Origin of the sequence: Sphingobium jiangsuense, assembly GCF_014196495.1 — a bacterium.
In the GTDB taxonomy this organism is placed as follows: Bacteria; Pseudomonadota; Alphaproteobacteria; order Sphingomonadales; family Sphingomonadaceae; genus Sphingobium; species Sphingobium jiangsuense.
The window spans coordinates 43,689-61,834 of the sequence record NZ_JACIDT010000022.1 but is presented as its reverse complement, the minus strand read 5'-3'; the positions used below and the strand labels follow the sequence as shown (position 1 = coordinate 61,834).

The window sequence follows — 18,146 nt, the reverse complement described above, 5'->3', positions numbered from 1 at the left end:
CCGCAAGATCGCCGCTTAATATCAACCCCAGGACGAGGCCCGCACTCCGCTAATTTACGCCGCGAGTTGTGCCAAATGTTCTGACGACGGACAGGGCTTGCTCGGAAACGTTCAGGGATAGGGGCAATTAGTAGCTAATGCCGACACTGCGATGGTTGACGAGGGACGAGGACATCAGGGCTGCCGCGCATGTGCCCTGTCGGCTGCTGGAGGAAGTTCCCGATCTCGGCCACGGTGATCGCGATAGCGGCAACATGCTTGTCTAGGGTGACAAGCTCGACGCCCTGAAGGCGTTGCTGTAGGCTCTGATAATAGGGTGTTATCATAGGTTGGTGAAATAATAGCCTCTGTTGCGGGGTATCTCACACTAAATCACGATAGGCGAGTAACCGGAGCGCATTGAACACGACAAGCAAAGTCGAGCCTTCATGCAGAGCCACGGCTGGCCCGATGCCAAGCCCAAATATCGTGGCCGGAACCAGCAAAGCCACCACGCCCAAGCTCACGAACACATTCTGACGAATGATGGAGCGCGTCTTCCGGCTGAGATCGACCGCAAACGGCAGGTGTGATAGATCATCCGCCATCAACGCCACATCGGCGGTTTCCAGCGCGACGTCCGACCCGGCTGCGCCCATCGCCACGCCGACCGTCGCGGTCGCCATAGCTGGCGCATCGTTCACGCCATCGCCGACCATCGCCACCTTCGCTTCGGCGCGCAGCTTCTTGATCGCCTCAACCTTATCTTCCGGCATCAGGTCGCCCCATGCCTCGTCGATCCCAACCTCCCGTGCGATCGCCTCCGCCGCCCTTTGATGGTCGCCGGAGATCATAATCATCCGCTTGATGCCGATGTCACGCAGTTGCCTAAGCGCATTTTTCGCGGTTTCGCGGGGCGTGTCGAGCAAGCCAATCGCACCAAGGTCGCGCCCCTCGCGCTGCACGACCATGCTGGTTTGTCCGCCTTCGCGCAGTTGCTCCACGGCATCGACCATCGCCGGGGACAGGGACGGAATACCATCGGCCCCGAACATCCCCGGCTTGCCGATAAGAACTTCGTCCCCGCCGACGGCAGCCGACACGCCTCGACCCGTGAGGCTTTTCAGACTCTCCGCCTTTGGGATCGGAGTATCCCCGACATGAACACGCCCGTCGCGCGCTATCGCCTGTGCCAGCGGATGGTCGCTCAGACTTTCAACCGCGACCGCGATTGCCATCAACTCCTGCCTGTCGACGCCCGGCGCCACGATGATCTGCTGGATGCGCGGTTCGCCCTTGGTCAGTGTGCCGGTCTTGTCGAACGCAATGGCGTCAAGCGATCCGAGCAGTTCCAGTGGTGCGCCGCCTTTCACCAGCACGCCGCCGCGCGCCGCGCGGGCCACGCCGGACAAAACGGCGCTGGGGGTCGCAATGGCGAGCGCGCAGGGGCTGGCCGCAACCAGCACCGCCATCGCGCGGTAGAAGCTGTCGCGGAACGGTTCATCGACCACGACCCAGGCGAACAGCAGCAGAAAGGCCAATGCCAGGACGGCGGGGACAAAGACTTTTTCGAAGCGATCGGTGAAGCGCTGGGTCGGAGACTTCTGGGTCTCCGCTTCGCTCACCATTTTGATGACCTTGGCGAGCGTGCTTTCGCTCGACAGCCGGGTCACTTCGATCTCAATGAGACCGCTGCCGTTGATCGTGCCGGCGAACACGCGGGAAGCGGCGTCGATACGATCAGGCACGGCACGGGCAGCGACGGGATCATCGACCGGCTTCTTATCGACCGGGATGCTTTCGCCGGTGACAGGCGCCTGATTGATGGCGCTGTTGCCCTTCACCACGAAACCGTCGGCGGCGATCCGTTCATCGGGCTTAATGATGACGACATCGCCCAACGCCAATTGCTCGACCTGGATATCCTCGCTGCGACCATCGGCGCGGCGAACCAGCGCAGTGCGTGGGGCGAGTTGGGCAAGGGCTTCGATCGCTCCCTTGGCCCGGCCCATAGCATAATGTTCGAGTGCATGGCCCAGGCTGAACAGGAACAGGAGAAGCGCGCCTTCGGCCCATGCACCGAGCGCGGCGGCACCAGAGGCTGCGACCAGCATCAGCGTGTCGATCTCGAACTTACGCAGCTTGAGATTGTCAATCGCCTCGCGCAGCGTGAAGAACCCGCCACAACCATAAGCGGCGATGAAGCAGGCCAGTGGCAACCAGGCCGGTGCGCCCGCGACTAGCTTTTCGATAGCAAACCCGATCCCGAGCAGTGTCCCGCAAGCGAGGGCAAAGATCAGTTCGGTTCGCGATCCGAAGATACCACCATGATCGTGGTCATGGCCCTCATCGCCATGCCGGTGTCCTGCATGGCCATCATCCCCGGCACTGTGGCCGTGCCCTTCATGCTCCCCGGCGCCAACGGGTTCCACTCCCATGCTAGCAAGCGCGGTGAGAATGGCCACTTCCGAGGTTTGCTCCTTGTCATATTCGACATGGACCATTCCGGCCGCGCTGGCGCTGGCCTCCAATATGCCGGTAATCGCGCTAAGCCTGTCGCCAATCGTCCGCGCACGGCGTTGATGCCGGATGCCACGCACCGACCATGACGCATGGCCATAGCGCCCCGTGATGCTGGCACCCGCCGCCTCCACCATGTCACGGATGCGAACGAGCGAGAGTTGATCGGGGGCATAATGCACGCAGAGCTTCGCCGGTTCATCCTTGGCGGCTGCGATCACATGAGCGGCTTCGACGCCGGGCCGACCCTTGAGCATGGCGATGAGGCGGCTGACGCACTGGTCCGTCTCATCCGCCACATCCGGCAACAGCACGGGAATATCGAGTTTGAGTTTTTCGGTCATCAATTCTCTTCCACGAAAGGGATGAGGGACGGGGAAACCTCCCCGTCCCGGCGTGTCATGATTGCGGCAAAGGCGGGTGCTGCCCGTCCGGCAGATGCTGCGGCTCTTCGAGATTTTCCGCATCCGGCCACTCCCTGCGCCCATAGCGAGCATAGAGGGTCGGCAGGACGAACAGCGTCAGCAGCGTGGCGGAGATCAGGCCGCCGATCACGACTGTCGCCAGCGGCTTCTGCACCTCCGCCCCCGCGCCGGTGCCAAGCGCCATAGGAACGAAGCCGAGGCTTGCCACCAGCGCGGTCATCACCACCGGGCGAAGTCGCTGAATTGCCCCGGTGCGGGCGGCTTCTGCGCGCTCCATGCCCTTGCGCATGAGGTCCTGGATCGAGGACACCATGACGAGGCCGTTGAGCACCGCGATGCCAGATAGCGCGATGAACCCGACTGCCGCCGAAATGGAAAAATCCATTCCCCGCAGGAACAGGGCCAGCACACCGCCGACCAGCGCCAGCGGAACGCCGGTGAACACGATGGCCGCGTCCCGCATCGACCCCAAAGCGCCGTAGAGCAGCAGCAGGATCAGCGCGAAACAGGCCGGGATCACCAGTTGCAGCCGTTCCCGCGCGGAGGCGAGATTTTCGAACTGGCCACCCCATTCGAGATAGCTGCCCGCAGGCAGGCGAACATCGCGGGCGATGGCCGCCTGAGCATCCTCCACGACGCTCGCAATGTCACGGCCACGCACATTGGCCTGCACCACGACGCGGCGCTTGCCGTTCTCACGGCTGATCTGGTTGGGGCCGTCGATGATGCGAATATCCGCGACGCTGGCGAGCGGCACGAACCGACCACCCGGAACAGGCACCTGCACCTGTTCCAGCGTAGCGAGATCGGCGCGCTGGGCTTCGGACAGGCGGATTACCACCGGGAAGCGGCGGTCGCCCTCGAAGATCATGCCGGCTTCCCGCCCGCCGATGGTCGCCGAGACCGTATCCTGCACGTCCTGCGCGGTGACGCCGAGCCGTGACATGGCATCCCGGTTCACCCGAATGTCGAGCATGGGGAGGCCACTTGTCTGTTCGACCTTCACGTCCGCCGCGCCCTGCGTGCGGCGCAAAACGCCTGCGATCTTCTCCGCCGTGGCATTCATGGCGTTGAAGTCGTCGCCGAAGACCTTCACCGCGACGTCACCGCGCACGCCTGCGATCAGTTCATTGAAACGCATCTGGATCGGCTGCGTGATTTCGTAGGCGTTGCCGGGAAACTGGTTCAGCTTTCCTTCCAGGCGTTCGACCAGTTCGGCTTTGGTCAGGCTGGGATCGGGCCATTCGTCCTGCGGTTTCAGGATAACGAACATGTCGGTGGCGTTGGGCGGCATCGGATCAGACGCGAGTTCAGCCGTGCCGGTCTTGGAGAATACGAACTTCACCTCCGGCTGCCTGGCCACCATCCGCTCGATCGGTATCTGCATCGCCTGGCTCTGCTGGACCGATGTGGCGGGGATGCGCAGCGCCTGAATGAGCAGGTCGCCTTCATCGAGTTGCGGCAGGAACACCTGTCCCAGCGACATGAACGCCACGATGGCGATGACGAAACCGCCAATGCCCGCGCCCATCGTCAGGGTCGGGCGCTGCATCGCCTTGTCCAGCCCCGGCTCATAGCGGGCCTTGAGCCAGCCCATGATGCGGCCCTCCTTCTCCTCGATCCGGTTGGAGAGCCAGATCGCGATGGCAGCGGGAACGGCGGTCAGCGACAGGATGAAGGCGAAGGCGAGCGCAATGATGACGGTCAGCGCCATCGGCACGAAGGTCTTGCCCTCCACCCCGGTCAGGGTGAGCAGCGGGATATAGACGAGGATGATGATCGCCTGCCCATAGACCGAAGGCCGGATCATCTCGCGCGCGGCCGTCGCCACGGTGGCGAGCCGTTCTTCCAGTGTCAGACGCCGGCCCTGATAGTGCTGTTCATCGGCCATGCGCCGCAGCGCATTCTCGACGATGATGACCGCGCCATCGACGATCAGGCCGAAGTCGAGCGCGCCCAAACTCATCAAATTGGCCGACACGCCAAGGCGCAACATGCCGAAGCTGGTCAGCAGCATCGTCACCGGAATGACCATCGCCGCGATCAGCGCCGCGCGAAAATTGCCGAGCAGCGCAAACAGCACGACGATGACCAGCAGTGCGCCCTCGCTCAGATTCTTGGCCACCGTCTTGATGGTCGAGTTGACCAGCGCAGTCCGGTCCAGCACCGGCTCCACGATGACATCGGGCGGCAGGGAGGCGTTGATCTCCTCCAAACGGTCCGCCACCGCCGTTGCGACGGTGCGGCTGTTCTCGCCAATACGCATGATCGCAGTGCCGACCACGACTTCGGTGCCGTTCTCGGACGCCGATCCCATGCGGATCGCTTGCCCGGTCTTGACCGTGGCGACCTGCACCAGCGTGATCGGCACGCCCTCCCGCGTTGCGACCACGATGCGCGAGAGTTCGTCGGCATTGCGCACAAGGGCATCCGACCGCACAGCCAGCCCCTCGCCATTGCGATTGACGAAGCCGCCGCCGACGCTCGTGTTGTTCTTCTCCAACGCGGTGGCGAGATCGGTCAGCGACAGTCCCAAAGCGGAGAGACGCTGCACATCGGGAACCACCTGAAACTGCTTCACATAGCCGCCGATGGAATCGACCCCGGCCAGCCCCTTGGTGTTCTTGAGCAGCGGCGTGACGATCCAGTCCTGCGTTGTGCGCAGATAGGTCGCCTTGTCGGTATCGTTGGTCAGCCGCTCGCCTTCGGGCGTGATATAGCTGCCATCGGGCTGCATCCCCGGCTCACCGGGCAGGTGCTTGTCGTCCTTGCGGTGGTCAAGCCGAACCGTCCACATATAGACTTCGCCCAGACCTGTGGCGATCGGTCCCATTTCCGGGTTCACGCCGGAGGGCAGGTTTTCCGCGACACCGTTCAGCCGTTCGCTCACCTGCTGGCGTGCGAAATAGATGTCGGTCGATTCATCGAATACGGCCGTGATCTGGGCAAAGCCATTGCGGCTTAAGGAACGGGTATTCTCCAGCCCCGGAATCCCCGCCAGCGCGGTTTCGATCGGGAAGGAGACCTGCTTTTCGACCAGTTCAGGCGAGAGCGCGGAGGCGCGGACGTTGATCTGCACCTGATTGTTGGTGATGTCCGGCACCGCGTCGATCGGCAAGCGATAAAGGGCTGTGACACCGATGACGGCGGCGATAGCGGTCAGCAGCAGGACGAACCAGCGCTTGTGGACCGCCCAGTTGACGATGGGGGCGATCATGGCTCAGTCCTCATGCGCCGCTTCGCCCTTGCCGAGTTCGGCCTTGAGCGTGAAGCTGTTGGTGGTGGCGATCTGCTCGCTGCCCTTGAGGCCAGAGCGCACGATCACATTGCTGCCCGACGTGTCGCCGACCGTGACCGGCACGACCTGGAATCCCTCTCGGGTTCGCACGAACACGACCGTCTTGCCTTCAACGGTCTGGATCGCGGTCGATGGCACGCTCACGACATTGGCGCCGCCGCCACCCGCAAGCTGGACCGAGGCCGTAACGGACTCACCCACGCGCCATTGACCCGCACGATTGTCGAGCGTGGCGATGACCGGCACCAATCGCGTCTGTGCATCGAGCGCAGGAGAAACGAAGCTGATCCGGGCCTGCGCCTGCCGGCCCGGCGCCGTCACCAGCACACTGTTGCCCGGCTTCACCCGGCCCGCATCGGCGGGCTGGAGATTAAGGGAGAGCGAGACGCTGGAAAGATTGGCGATGCGATAGAGTTCGGCATCGGCTGCTACGGTCTGCCCCAGCACAACGCTGCGGGCGATGACCTGCCCCGAAAGGGGCGCGGTGATGCCGAGCCGGTTGAGGCCGCCACCACCGCCACCGGCAGCGGATACTTGCCCTTGCGCCTGCTGATAGGCGATCCGGGCTTCGGTCGCCGCCGTGCGCGCGGCGATCACATCCTGTTCGGGCGAGACGCGCTGCGCGAACAGGCGTTCCTCCCGCGCAAGATTGGAATTGGCAAGGGCCAGACGCGCGCGTGATGCCTCGACTTCGCCCTTGAGCTGCGCCGCCTCGCGGCTTTCGATTATCGCGAGCGTCTGGCCCCGGTTCACCGTTTCCCCAAGATTGCGGGTGAGCGAGACGACGCGGCCGCCGATTGCGGCCGACACCACCTGCGTTCCTTGCGGATCGCCCTCAATCGTAGCGGGTAAGTCGAGCGTGCCGCCGCCGCCAACAGTGGGGCGGGCGATCTGGATACCGGCTGACGCGATTTGCTCCGCGGTCAGGACGATTTTGCCTTCATCGGCATGGTTGGCTGTGCCCTCGGCATGTTCGCCAGCGGGTGCCGCCTCATTGCTTGCCTCATTCCCGCTGCCGCACGCGGCCAGCAGCAAGGCAAGGGTTAGCGGCGTCAGTGCCGCGATTTTCTTCGTCAATGTCATGAATCAATTCCCCTGTTCGGGTGCAGGAGCGGTCAGGCGCTCCAACTGCGCTCGGGCGTTCTGGTAGGCAGCAAGCGCGTCGATCGCGGTAAGGCGCGTCTCGGCGAGCGTGCGTTCGGCATCGAGCAGATCGAGCTGGCCGAACTTGCCCTCACGATAACCGATGCGGGCGATACGGGCGGCTTCTTGCGCGGCGGCAAGCGCTGGCCCGTTCGCTGCGCGCGCGGTGGTCGCGGCATTGGCGGCATTGGCTTCGGCCTCGGCGATGGCCTGCTCTACATCGAGCGCGGTCATACGGCGTTGCGCGTCGGCGCGGCGTTGCTCGGCGGTGGCCTGCTCAACGGCGGCCTTGCCTGAGTTGAAGAACGGGATCGGCACCGAGATGCTGAAAACGGCAGCCGTGTCGTTGGTCGCTTCCAGGCGGCGGATGCCTGGCCCCACCGTCAAATCGGGCACGCGCTGCGAACGCGCGAGACGAACACCGGCATCGGCCACGGCCAGATCGGCATCGGCAGCGGCCAGCGCCATTGTGCCAGCAGCATTACGCGGTTGTGCTGGACCATAGCCAGCGGCCGGAAGCCGATCGAGCGCGGTTTCATCAAGCGGACCGGCAAGGGGCTGCCCAATCCGCCGGGCAAGATTGCTCAGCGCGATCTCCGCCAGTCGCTGCGCCCGTTCGACGCCAGCTTCAGCGTTGACGCGCGCCACATCGGCGCGTTGTTCTTCAAGCGGGGAAGCACGCCCCGCCTGAACCCGGACTCTGGCGGCATTGGCAGCATCGCGCGTGATGCGAAGCTGATCCTGAGCGGTGGCAAGGCGACGCTGCGCCGCAACAGCTTCCACATAAAACTGCGTTACTTGCAGCCGAATGTCCGCCTGCGTGATCGCGGCCATCAGCAGGGCGCGGTTGCTTTGGGCATCTGCCACCGCGATCCGGGCCGAGCGTTTCCCGCCTAGCTCGATGGGGATGTTGAGGCCGACAGTCGTTTCCGCCTGATCGAACCCATTATACGGGCCGGTGCCGGCGACATTCTCAACCTGTGTCTCAAGGCTGGGGTTGGGGCGCAGTCCCGCGACGGTGCGCGATGCCCGTGCGGCATCAATGCCCGCTTGTGCGGCATCGGCTGCGGGCGCAGCGCCGCCCGCCAGTTCAACGGCCCGGTCGAGTGTGAGAACCGGCCCCGCCGGTTGCGGCGCTGCCGCGATAGTGTCCTGCGCCTGCGCGGTGGCGACGCAAGACGTGGCGGCCAGCAAGGCCGCAATGATCCTGTGCATGATATAATCCTGATTGAAATGCGTTGGGTCAGCCGCGTGCGGAGCAAGCGGCAGGCCGGAAAGCATCAATCAGGCGATGGGAGGGCGCAGGTCTGGACCGGACAACCAGCGACCAAGCGCGGCTTCGGTAGGGATGAAAGGTGGCAAGGTCAGTGGTCCACGCAGGGTCGATGCGCCATCCCTGGCAGGGATGAAGGCAGCCGCGCCGTGGCAATTGCCATGATGGTGCGGCGTGGCTTTATCGGCATCCCCCGGCGTTTGATCGGCATCGCCTTCGCTATGCACATAGCCAGAACATTCAATGCTCGTCGCGCCCGGAAACTCGCTGGCGTGCAGGGTCGCCGCCGTGGTCAGCGACGCGATCAGCATGAACAGGACAAGAATACCGTGACGAAACATTATGTTCGCCATAGCGGATCGGCCGCGCTTTGTCATGGCAAAGTCCCGGACGGGATTAAATGCGTCTGCCGCCAAGCGGGAATGGCCTCCGCCAACACTTTCCAGGCGGAGCGCAGGAAGACGAGCGCAATAACGCCGCCAACCACAATATCTGGCCAAACGGAGCCGGTTACGGCGACCAGGCCAGCGGCCATCAGCACGCCGATATTGGACGCGACATCATTGCGCGAACATTCGAATGTGCTCGACATATTCACATTGGTCCTGCGGAAGCGCCAAAGCAGCGACAGGCAAATGAGGTTGGCGACCAACGCCATGCTCCCGAAAGCAAGCATCAGCGTCGAGGATGGTGGCACACCGTTCACGATCTTGTCGGCGATCTCGGCGATGATCGCGAGGCCGAAGACAAGAATGATGCCACCCTTGACCATCGCCGCACCGGCTTCCCAACGTGCGCCGCGATGGAGCGCATAGAGGCTCAGTGCATAGACGAAGGCATCGCCAAGCATATCGACCGAGTCCGCCATGAGCGCCGAAGAACGCGCGACGACCCCGCCGCCGAACTCGGCCACGAACATCGCCAGATTGATGAGCATCACCACAATCAGGACGCGGCGCTGGTCCTTCTTGGCCGCCAGTTCGGCCAGCGTATCGCTTTTCTTTGAGCAGCAGTCGTGCGCCATGATCGTGAATCCGAGTCGGTTCGATATGGCATGGACCTATGCACCCTGAAGCCACTATAGGGTCAAGCATGAAGATCGGCGATCTTTCCCGCCTGACTGGCACCCGCGTCGAAACCATCCGCTTCTATGAGAAGGAGGGGCTGATTCCCGCACCTAGCCGAACCGGCGGCAATTACCGGGTCTATGACCAGGCCCACCTTAATCGCCTGTCCTTCATCCGCCGATCCCGTGATCTGGGATTTACGCTCGACCAGGTGCGAGCATTGCTCGATCTCTCCGATGATCATTCGCGTTCCTGCGGCGCCGTGGACGAACTCGCCCGAGAGCAACTTCGTTCAGTTGAGCGGAAGATCGAAGATTTGCAGGCGCTGCAACGGGAGCTGGCCAGCCTGCTCAATCAATGCAGTCAGGGAACTATCGCCGAGTGCAGAATCATTGAGGCTTTGGCGCCGGGATGAAATGGCGATCAACTCTGTGAAGTGTGCGTACCGACCAAGCAATTTCGGTTGCTATGGGAAGGCCGGCTACTGTGACTTCGATGGCGTGATGTTCGCGCTCATTCACAGCACTGCGCCTGCGGCATTATTGACGAATATGTCGCCGTCTCGAATGTAGCGGGCGAGCATAGCGTCGCTCTTGTGGCCGGTCTGCTGACGGATTTTCCAAGACGACGCCCCGGCCATTGCGGCACTGGTGGCAAGTCCGGCGCGCAGGGAATGGCCGGAAAAGGTTGCAGGATCGAAGCCCGCAGCCTCCACCCGTTTTTTCATGATCGTCGCTACTGCATCCCCGGACAGGCGATCAGGGGAGATATGCCCGTGCCGGTCGATGCTGCGGAAGATCGGTCCTTGCTCGATCCCAGCATGAGCGAGCCAGCCAGTGAGGTAATGCACCGGGCACCACCGGGTGCGTCCGTGGGGGATGGCGATCTTACGGCCCTGCCCGTCCTGGTCGGTTTTCGAGTGGCGCAGGTGTAGCACGATCCCTTGCCGGACATGCGCGACATCATCGCAGTCCAGCCCGACAAGTTCCGAGCGGCGGAAGGCAGCGGCGAAGCCGATGAGCAACAGGGCCTTGTCCCGTATGTCGATAGGCCGGCCGCCCATCCGCTCCAATACCAGGAACAGGTCATCGCGTTGCAGAGCTTGAGCCTCGCGCTGCGCGACACCCTTGATCCGACGTATCCCGCGCATCGACGCTTTCACGATTTCCGCCCGGCAAGGATCGTCATGGCCGGATGCCCGATGCGCCTTGGCGATAGCGGCAAGCCTTCGTTGGATCGTCGCGACGGCATGTGTGTCGACAATCTCGGCGAGGTAGCCCGCGACCGCTTCGGGCGAACAGGGGATGTCCCCGCCGGACGCCCGGAAATGGGCCAGATCGGATGCGTAGGCGCGTTTGCTGTTGGCGGATAGGGAATGGGATAAAAGGTGACGGATCGGCTCTGAAAGCAACCCTATGAGCTGGATTTTCTGCCCCGTCTGATCGCCCGATTTGCAATTAATTGCACAAATCGGATCACTCGTTTCTTGTACAATTTTTGTATTTTGCATTTCGCAATTCTCCCTGTGATTTCAGAAGGATGGTGGAATATCGCTGTGCAGAAAAAGGGGGTTCTGAAAGTCACGACTTCAGCCCAATTTGCCCATGTGGGAGGCGGTGGATCGGTTCAGCTGACCGCAGTGTGCCACCCACCACACATGGTCGTTCTCGTGATCTTGGTTTGGACAATTAAATGTTTTCATGATCGGAAAATCCTCACGCGATTTCAAAATGATGGGCGAAGTTCTCTGGCCCCAAAACGGGGGTTTAAGGATCACCGCTTTCAGCCCAGCTTCCGCTCCTGTCGGGCATAGGCGTCAGCCAGTCGCTGACTGCGATCCGACAACAGATCGCCGGACAGCTTGTGCAGGGCGAGCAGACGTTCCTCGGCAGCGTCGTGGCATTCCAGCGTGCCGTTGTGGCGAATGTGTGCGACCCGGACATCGGGCAGGCTGTGCAGGTGACGGGAGATCAGCAGGAAGCGGTGGCAGTGCAGCGGGTCGCGCTCCGAACACAATAGGGCAGGTGTGCATCGGGCAGCGATCCCCAGAACCCTCTCGATCCCTGTGGCGAAGGCGGAGGTTCGATGCCGCGCTGCATAGTCGGTGGGGCCGCTCGTGGGTATCCCGCCCAGATCGTCGCCCAGGTGGACGTAGGCGATGCCAACCCGGTTCAGCCGGACCCGCAGTTGCGGCTTGTTGAAGTGCTGCCAGCGCGAACGGGGCGACGACCGCACGTCGATCACGCAACCGACATCGAATTGGTCGAGTGCGTAGTGGAACTCATCCCAGCCGATATTGGAATGGCCCAAGCTAAGAACATTAATCATCTTTATCCTTTCAGAACAAAGATGACCCTATGTTCAAAATCTCAATAAAAACAGTATTTTCAAATACTTAAATACTTTTCAGCAATCCCGCCGCATCCGACACCTTCCTATCTTCGATGGGCTTCGCTATTACCGATCCGCTCCCGAGATACGCGGGAGCGGGGCGTGGAAACCCCTCTTGAGACACCTCGGTCGCCGATTTCGGAGGCCGGGTGGCATGCGCGCATGTCCAGCCGGTTCGCCGGTAAAGGCGCATGCGCTCGTTGTCTCAGCGGGTTTCCAACATCCGGCTTTGGCCGTCGCCCCAGGATCAAACAGGGGCGACGGAGGGGCAACATCAGCACGACATCACAACAGGCCGGGACACCGGCGTTCGGGATCGGCGACGTGATCGCCAAGGTTTCACAGGTGGCGTTCGGCAAGCCGCTGGTCACGAATGTCTTACGCGGACATGTGGCCGAGGCGATCATCGCGCTCGCCCTGGAACCGGAATGGAGATGGAGTAGTGCGGACTATGCCGGATGGGACTTCGAGCGATCAGACGGTCTCCGACTGGAGGTTAAGCAATCGGCGGCGATGCAGTCCTGGAGCACCGGCAAGCCGAGCAAGGCGATCTTCGATGTCGCGGCGCGCACTGGATACTGGGAAAGCGGGACGCGGTGGATCGCCCAGCCAGGCCGACCTGCTCATCTGTATGTCTTCGCCCACCATTGCACCTACGGCGATGATGCCGATCATCGCGATCCGACGCAGTGGCAGTTCTATGTCGTGCCGTCGCAGGCCCTGCCTGACGTGAAGAAACTCGGACTGGCGACGATCAGCACGTTGACCTCGGCGGTGCCGGTCACGGCCCTGGCGGACAAGGTGCGTGTCACTGCGTCGTCGCTGGGTGGCTGAACACGCAAGCCGCACAAGAGCATTGCCCTTGTCGATCAGCCCGTCCCCGTGCCCTGCTTCGATGCAGGCGCCGGGGTCGCCAGACTTTCGGTGACAAGTCGCATGAGCGCCGTCTCCTTGCCCAAAAGCCCCCTGGAATGCGGCTCGGCACCCCTGGCGCGCAGAACCTGATCAAGCAGCGCATATTGCTCCTTGTCGAAATGCAGGACGACGGTGCGACCGTCGGGATCGAACCCTCCTTCGCTGAGATACATCTTCAGCTTGTGCGCGGTGCAGCTCTCGGCCACGTCGAGCAGATCGTCGATCGTATCGGATTGGACGTGTGCCGCGAGAAGGGACAACTTGGTCCAGCCAAGACGTTGTATCCTTTCGGCGGAAACATCCATTTCACTGAGCGCCTCGTCGATCTGGGCCAGATGATACGCCTTGCGAAGGTTGATCTTCAATTTTCGAGCGACCGACCTGAACTCGTCGCGATTTTCGTCCCGCACTTTTCGCAAGAAGCTCGCCGTGTCGAGGAGCCGAGACTTGCTGTGGTCGATCAAGTCCTGGGGCACCTCCGCCGCTGTTTTGTTGATCCCTTCCATCTGTGAAACTTTCGTAGTTGTTGGGACCAGAAGCCTATGTGAAAGACGCAGCCGGGCAAGGGACGATCATGCCTCCGCTAGCCTGGTCTGTCCTGGGCGTGATCGACCTGACAGTTGCCGCGACCTGTGTCGGTAGGACGGAATATGCCACCCTGATCCTAACGAAAGATAGATTGCAATTAATTGCACACATCATGGTGGGCGATCAGAGCAGCGCCTTCAATTCCTCCCGACGTGCGATCTTGGCGCGTTCACGCCTGACATATTCGGGGTCGATCAATTCGATTGCCCGCTGGTGGTAGGGATCGGCCCGTTCAAAGATGATATGCGGGCGATACTCTGGCCACAGCCGTTCAAAGCGGGCCAACCACTGCTCCTCCGTTACATGCCATGCTTCGGGTTCGCCTTCGTTAATAACGTAGTGAGGGGCCGGAAGGGCTTCCTCACCATCTCGCTCCCGACAGAGGGCAATATATTCGGCCATCCGCTCGAACTGGATTTCTCGGGCTGACCGTGAACGGGTTGGAACGATCTGCTGCGTTTTCGCCCTGGGTTCGACCGATTGGGTCGGCGGGACCGGAGGAAGCTGCTTGTCGCTGGTCGGGAGAGGCGAGGAACGAGTGCCTGCAATGATCTGGGCGTCGGACCAGCCCCGTGTCAGCCGGTGACGGATGGCGGATGCGGACACGCCCTGCAATTTTGCGATACGGGAGGCCGTGAAGACTTCGCCGGTCCGCTGATCGTAGATCGTCAGGGTGTCGCCCTTGTTGTTATTCTGCGTCCGCTTGTCGGCCCAGCGCACCTTGCCGGGAGCATATTCGCGATCAGTGTTGTCGATCCTGTCGAGGGTGGCACCGGACACAGGCATTGGGCCGACGAGCCGCAGGAAATTCCGAAACTCACGAAAATCGGGATGCACCTTGTCACCCTTCTGCTTGCTCCGGGTCAGCATGTTCCGGTGCGAGTTGGCCTCCGCCACATATTGCGCCCGAAGCTGCATCTTCGTCAGATGCTGGAGATTATGCACGAACTCGGCATCCTGCATTTTCTCAACGGGGGGACAAGTATGATCGGGTTTACTCATGAGCGTGACGTCGCCTGCCGTGTCGCAGGCCGGAACAGGCGCGATTGCTGGCGTTGCGACGATTTTCTCATGGTCCTGCGATGTCGCGTCATGTGAGAAAATTTCTCCGGGGGCGGACATCAGATGTACGGCGGTATTCGACTTCATGATGAAGTCCTCCTCTGCTTGCGGTGGAGGAGCGCCGGGTGTAGAGTTCGCTAACGACCAGCGTCTCCGGCGCTCCTGAAGGCCCCACCGCGCCAACGGTGGGGTTTTTCATTCCAGGGGTATTGCCTATGAAACTGATCGGGTAAGACGAGGGCGTGGTTGCGCTCGGACGGGCGCGCTTACCACGGACGACCAAGTGGCGCTGTATCGTCGGGTTCGGTCCTCCGCTACCAACATCCTGTTTGCCGACACCTTCTCCTCCAAAGGACTTGGGCGCTTTTGCCAGTCGTCCGGCTCTGCCTGCTAAAATGTCCGGCCTTAAATGCCCGTCTCCTGCTTCACCAGTCGGGTCAGATGCCGCCGCGCCAGGATCGCACCTTTGTCGGAGGGCAGGATCACTGGCTCCATCTCCATGAGCCCGCGCCCGGCCATATGTTCGGCCACGCGCATCATGGCGACATCGTCCTCGGCGCCGAAGACATTGTGAGTCAGCATGATGCGCATCCGGTCCTCGAAATCGTCCGGTTCGAACGCCGGATCATAGGCCTCGATGGTGAAATAATGCGCTTCCCCTTCCGTCGCCGGGGTCAGCAGGTGGAGGCCGTCCAACCGGCGGATGCGCGGTGGGATACGCCGGTCGAAACCCTGCGAAATGACGATGCGCGCGGGGGCTTCCCATACCGATTCGATCCAGCGATGCGGCTGGAAGCTGCCATCCTCCTCCAGAAACTCCCAGCGCGAGACGACCTTCCCGTCCTCGGTGCGGGCGCTGTAGCGTGCCCGGCGATAGCGATCGACGATTGCGTCCGTCCCTTGCGCAAGGCTGGACCGGTGGAGGAAGGCGGCATGGCTCAGGTCCATCAGATTGTCGACGCCCAGCAGGAAGCTGGAGTGCTGGCGCATGTACATCATCAGGAAGCGATAGCCCTCATGCTGCTTCAAATGGCTGTAGTCGGGCGGGGAAACGCCCTCCGCCCGGTCGGGATCGCCGGGCCAGAACCAGATGAAGCCGTCCCGTTCAACCACCGGAAAGCTCCGCACGGCGGTATGGGGCGGCGCCTGGGTCAGCGGGCTGTCGACGCAGCGCCCGTCGCGGCCGAAGCGCAGGCCATGATAGGGACATTCGATGCCGCCCGCTACTACCCGCCCGTCGCTGAGCGCGGCGAAGCGGTGGGGACAGATGTCCAGCAGCACCGCGATCCGTTCCTCCTGGTCGCGAAACAGCACCGTGGGCACGCCGAAATAATGGCGGCGCAGCGGGCGATCTCCAACCTCATGCGACCATGCCGCGAGATACCAGTGGTTTCTGGGCGCATCCTGCATCCTGCTCTCCTGTGCTTTATGCCTTCAAAAATCCTGAAGGACGAAATCTTCCTTCGTCACCCCGCATTCGGGGCAGATCCAGCCGTCGGGAATGGCGTCGAACCGGGTGAAGGGCGGGATGCCGCCATCGGGATCGCCCAGCGCCTCGTCATAGACATAACCGCAATAATAGCAGAGATATCGGCGCCACGGCCCCGCGCTCATGGCCGCCACACCAGCGGCAACCGCTCTATGGTGACGACGCCGCGGGCGCTGACGTGGATGTCCTCCCGCGCGTTCACCTCGAAATCGGGGAGGCGTTTCAGCCATTCCTCGACGAAGATGCGCAATTCCACGCGGGCCAGCATCGCTCCCATGCAGCGATGCACATGGCCGCCGAAGGTGGAGTGCATCACATTGCCGCGTCGTTCGAAATCGACGCTGGCGGCATCGTGGAACTGGCGTTCGTCCAGCCCGTCCAGATAGGTCGGCATGATGACCATGTCGCCCGCGCGGAAGTCCACGCCCTTGTAGCTGCGGTCGGCGATCACCTCGCGGCCCAGATTGATGACGCCGAAGCGGCGCAGCAATTCCTCCACCGCGCCGGGGATCAGCTTCGGATTGTCGATCAACTGGCGGCGGTGTGCCGGGTTCATTGCCAGAAAGCGCGCGGAAAAGCCCATATTGGACGCCACCGTATCCAGCCCGCCCAGCAGCAGCAGCGTCACCATGCCGGTCAGCGCGATATCGTCCATATAAGCGCCGTCGAATTTCGCATTGGCGACGGCGGATATCATGTCGGCGCCATCGCCACCGCGCCGTTCCAGCGCGCGGGCGAACGCATAGGCGCCGAGCTTGCGCCGCCCCTCCATCCGGATCGCATCGCTCGCGCCCCGGATCGTCTCCTCGCAACAGTGCAGCAGATAGGGGCGGTCCTCCTCCGGCAATCCGGCGATCTTCATGAAGATCGCGACCGGCAAATGGGTCGCGAAATCGCCGATGAATTCGCAGCGCCCTTCGGGCCTGAAGCCCTCGATCAGATGGATGGCGAGCCGGCGCACATCTTCGGTCAGCGCATTAACCGCCTGGGGTGAGAGGAAGGGCTTCACCAGATCGCGATATTGCGTGTGGTGTGGAGGATCGGCTTGCAGCGGCAGCATCTTGGGCTGCGTCTCCGGCGGTTTGGGCACGGTGATCGAACGCGACGAGAAATGCTCATGATCCTTGATGATCGCGCGAATATCCTCGGCGCGTGTCACCACCCAATGGCCGCCATGGCGCGGAGTCCAGAAAATATCCGGCACGCTATCCTGATGCAGCTGGCGGCGGGCGTTGAGCTGATAATCGGCATCCAGCCCGCTGCCGCCGTAAATATCATAATCGAATAGCAGATCGGCCCACATGGCATGGGTGTGGCCTGCGGCGTGAGCCTCGCTCATAAATTTCTCCGTTCAGCAAAGAATGGCTTCGAGGATGCCGGTGAGGATGGCGCCCGGCGTCTTGTCGGGCTGCACATTGCCCCGGTGGCATTCCATCATCAGTCCGAGCACCAGCGTGCGAAAGGTTATGCCGAGCGTGTCCGCCGATAGCTTGTGGGGGTTGGGCGATTTGGAGATGAGTTCGAGGATCAGCGGTTGAATGGCCTCGACTATCCGCGTCGAATGCTGGCGATAAATAGCGCCGAAGGTCGGGTCGGCCTCTGCCTCGACCAGCAACTGCACACTCAGCAGGCGGCGCTCCCGCTGGGCAATGAAGCGGTTGAAGCTCTCCTCCATCAGGGGCAGAAAGGTGCGCAGATCGGATGCCTGGCTGAGCAGGCCTTGGAGCATCGCGATCTCTGCCTCGACGCTTTCCTCCAGCAATTCGATCAGCAGCTCCTGCTTGCTGCGATAATTGGCGTAGAAGGCGCCGCGTGAAAAACCGGCGGCTTCCGCGATGCGATCGATGGATACGCCATTGACGCCGCGCGTCGCTACTTCCTCGCTGGCTGCCAGCCGTATGCGCTGGCGTGTAATCTCCCGGCTTTCCGCTCGACTCAGGCGCTTCATCCTGTCCTCTAACATTCATTATCGAATCCAGATACATTTATGTATGTA

The 18,146-nt window shown here is 62.1% G+C and carries 16 protein-coding genes; 2 read left to right on the top strand and 14 right to left on the bottom strand.

Annotated features, from left to right (window positions below; translation table 11 throughout):
- Window positions 1–362: 362 nt before the first annotated feature.
- The 6 genes from GGR43_RS20355 to GGR43_RS20330 all read right to left on the bottom strand — a co-directional run bounded on the left by GGR43_RS20355 (window position 363) and on the right by GGR43_RS20330 (window position 9,662).
- Window positions 363–2,843, bottom strand: a complete 2,481-nt coding sequence (locus GGR43_RS20355; RefSeq protein ID WP_188073643.1) for a heavy metal translocating P-type ATPase — start codon at window positions 2,841–2,843, stop codon at window positions 363–365.
- A gap of 55 nt (window positions 2,844–2,898) precedes the next feature.
- The gene (locus GGR43_RS20350) at window positions 2,899–6,141 is read right to left on the bottom strand and encodes an efflux RND transporter permease subunit (RefSeq protein WP_188073642.1); all 3,243 of its coding nucleotides are present in this window, start codon (window positions 6,139–6,141) and stop codon (window positions 2,899–2,901) included.
- Between the two features lie 3 nt (window positions 6,142–6,144).
- Window positions 6,145–7,305, bottom strand: coding sequence for an efflux RND transporter periplasmic adaptor subunit (locus GGR43_RS20345; RefSeq protein ID WP_188073641.1), 1,161 nt, complete (start codon window positions 7,303–7,305; stop codon window positions 6,145–6,147).
- A gap of 3 nt (window positions 7,306–7,308) precedes the next feature.
- Window positions 7,309–8,580 carry a TolC family protein gene (locus GGR43_RS20340; protein ID WP_188073640.1) on the bottom strand — a complete coding sequence of 424 codons (1,272 nt, stop codon included), beginning with the start codon at window positions 8,578–8,580 and terminating at the stop codon, window positions 7,309–7,311.
- Window positions 8,581–8,649: 69 nt separating this feature from the next.
- Complete coding sequence (locus GGR43_RS20335; protein ID WP_188073649.1) at window positions 8,650–8,979, bottom strand: hypothetical protein; 330 nt, start codon at window positions 8,977–8,979, stop codon at window positions 8,650–8,652.
- Between the two features lie 32 nt (window positions 8,980–9,011).
- The gene (locus tag GGR43_RS20330) at window positions 9,012–9,662 is read right to left on the bottom strand and encodes a cation efflux transmembrane domain-containing protein (protein ID WP_188073639.1); all 651 of its coding nucleotides are present in this window, start codon (window positions 9,660–9,662) and stop codon (window positions 9,012–9,014) included.
- Between the two features lie 68 nt (window positions 9,663–9,730).
- Here GGR43_RS20330 and GGR43_RS20325 point away from each other — a divergent pair, with 68 nt between their 5' ends.
- A complete protein-coding gene (locus tag GGR43_RS20325; protein WP_188073638.1) occupies window positions 9,731–10,120 on the top strand; it encodes a MerR family transcriptional regulator in 390 nt (129 codons plus the stop codon).
- Between the two features lie 102 nt (window positions 10,121–10,222).
- Here GGR43_RS20325 and GGR43_RS20320 read toward each other — a convergent pair whose 3' ends face one another.
- Window positions 10,223–11,215: a site-specific integrase gene (locus GGR43_RS20320; protein WP_246343943.1), complete on the bottom strand. Its 993-nt coding sequence runs from the start codon at window positions 11,213–11,215 to the stop codon at window positions 10,223–10,225.
- A gap of 272 nt (window positions 11,216–11,487) precedes the next feature.
- Window positions 11,488–12,033 carry a DUF488 domain-containing protein gene (locus GGR43_RS20315; protein ID WP_188073637.1) on the bottom strand — a complete coding sequence of 182 codons (546 nt, stop codon included), beginning with the start codon at window positions 12,031–12,033 and terminating at the stop codon, window positions 11,488–11,490.
- A 225-nt stretch (window positions 12,034–12,258) separates the two neighbouring features.
- On the opposite strand from GGR43_RS20315, the gene GGR43_RS20310 reads away from it, so the two are divergent.
- Window positions 12,259–12,930: a hypothetical protein gene (locus GGR43_RS20310; protein ID WP_188073636.1), complete on the top strand. Its 672-nt coding sequence runs from the start codon at window positions 12,259–12,261 to the stop codon at window positions 12,928–12,930.
- A gap of 35 nt (window positions 12,931–12,965) precedes the next feature.
- Here the strand turns inward: GGR43_RS20310 and GGR43_RS20305 are convergent, their stop codons facing one another.
- The 6 genes from GGR43_RS20305 to GGR43_RS20280 all read right to left on the bottom strand — a co-directional run bounded on the left by GGR43_RS20305 (window position 12,966) and on the right by GGR43_RS20280 (window position 18,098).
- Complete coding sequence (locus GGR43_RS20305; RefSeq protein WP_188073635.1) at window positions 12,966–13,517, bottom strand: hypothetical protein; 552 nt, start codon at window positions 13,515–13,517, stop codon at window positions 12,966–12,968.
- Between the two features lie 205 nt (window positions 13,518–13,722).
- On the bottom strand, window positions 13,723–14,748 hold the full coding sequence (locus tag GGR43_RS20300) for a hypothetical protein (protein ID WP_188073634.1): 1,026 nt from the start codon (window positions 14,746–14,748) through the stop codon (window positions 13,723–13,725).
- Between the two features lie 318 nt (window positions 14,749–15,066).
- On the bottom strand, window positions 15,067–16,071 hold the full coding sequence (locus GGR43_RS20295) for a Rieske 2Fe-2S domain-containing protein (protein ID WP_188073633.1): 1,005 nt from the start codon (window positions 16,069–16,071) through the stop codon (window positions 15,067–15,069).
- Between the two features lie 24 nt (window positions 16,072–16,095).
- Complete coding sequence (locus GGR43_RS20290; protein ID WP_188073632.1) at window positions 16,096–16,275, bottom strand: rubredoxin; 180 nt, start codon at window positions 16,273–16,275, stop codon at window positions 16,096–16,098.
- Window positions 16,272–17,489 carry a cytochrome P450 gene (locus GGR43_RS20285; RefSeq protein ID WP_188073631.1) on the bottom strand — a complete coding sequence of 406 codons (1,218 nt, stop codon included), beginning with the start codon at window positions 17,487–17,489 and terminating at the stop codon, window positions 16,272–16,274. The genes GGR43_RS20290 and GGR43_RS20285 overlap by 4 nt, the downstream gene beginning before the upstream one ends.
- A 12-nt stretch (window positions 17,490–17,501) precedes the next feature.
- Window positions 17,502–18,098: a TetR/AcrR family transcriptional regulator gene (locus GGR43_RS20280; protein WP_188073630.1), complete on the bottom strand. Its 597-nt coding sequence runs from the start codon at window positions 18,096–18,098 to the stop codon at window positions 17,502–17,504.
- Window positions 18,099–18,146 lie beyond the last annotated feature (48 nt).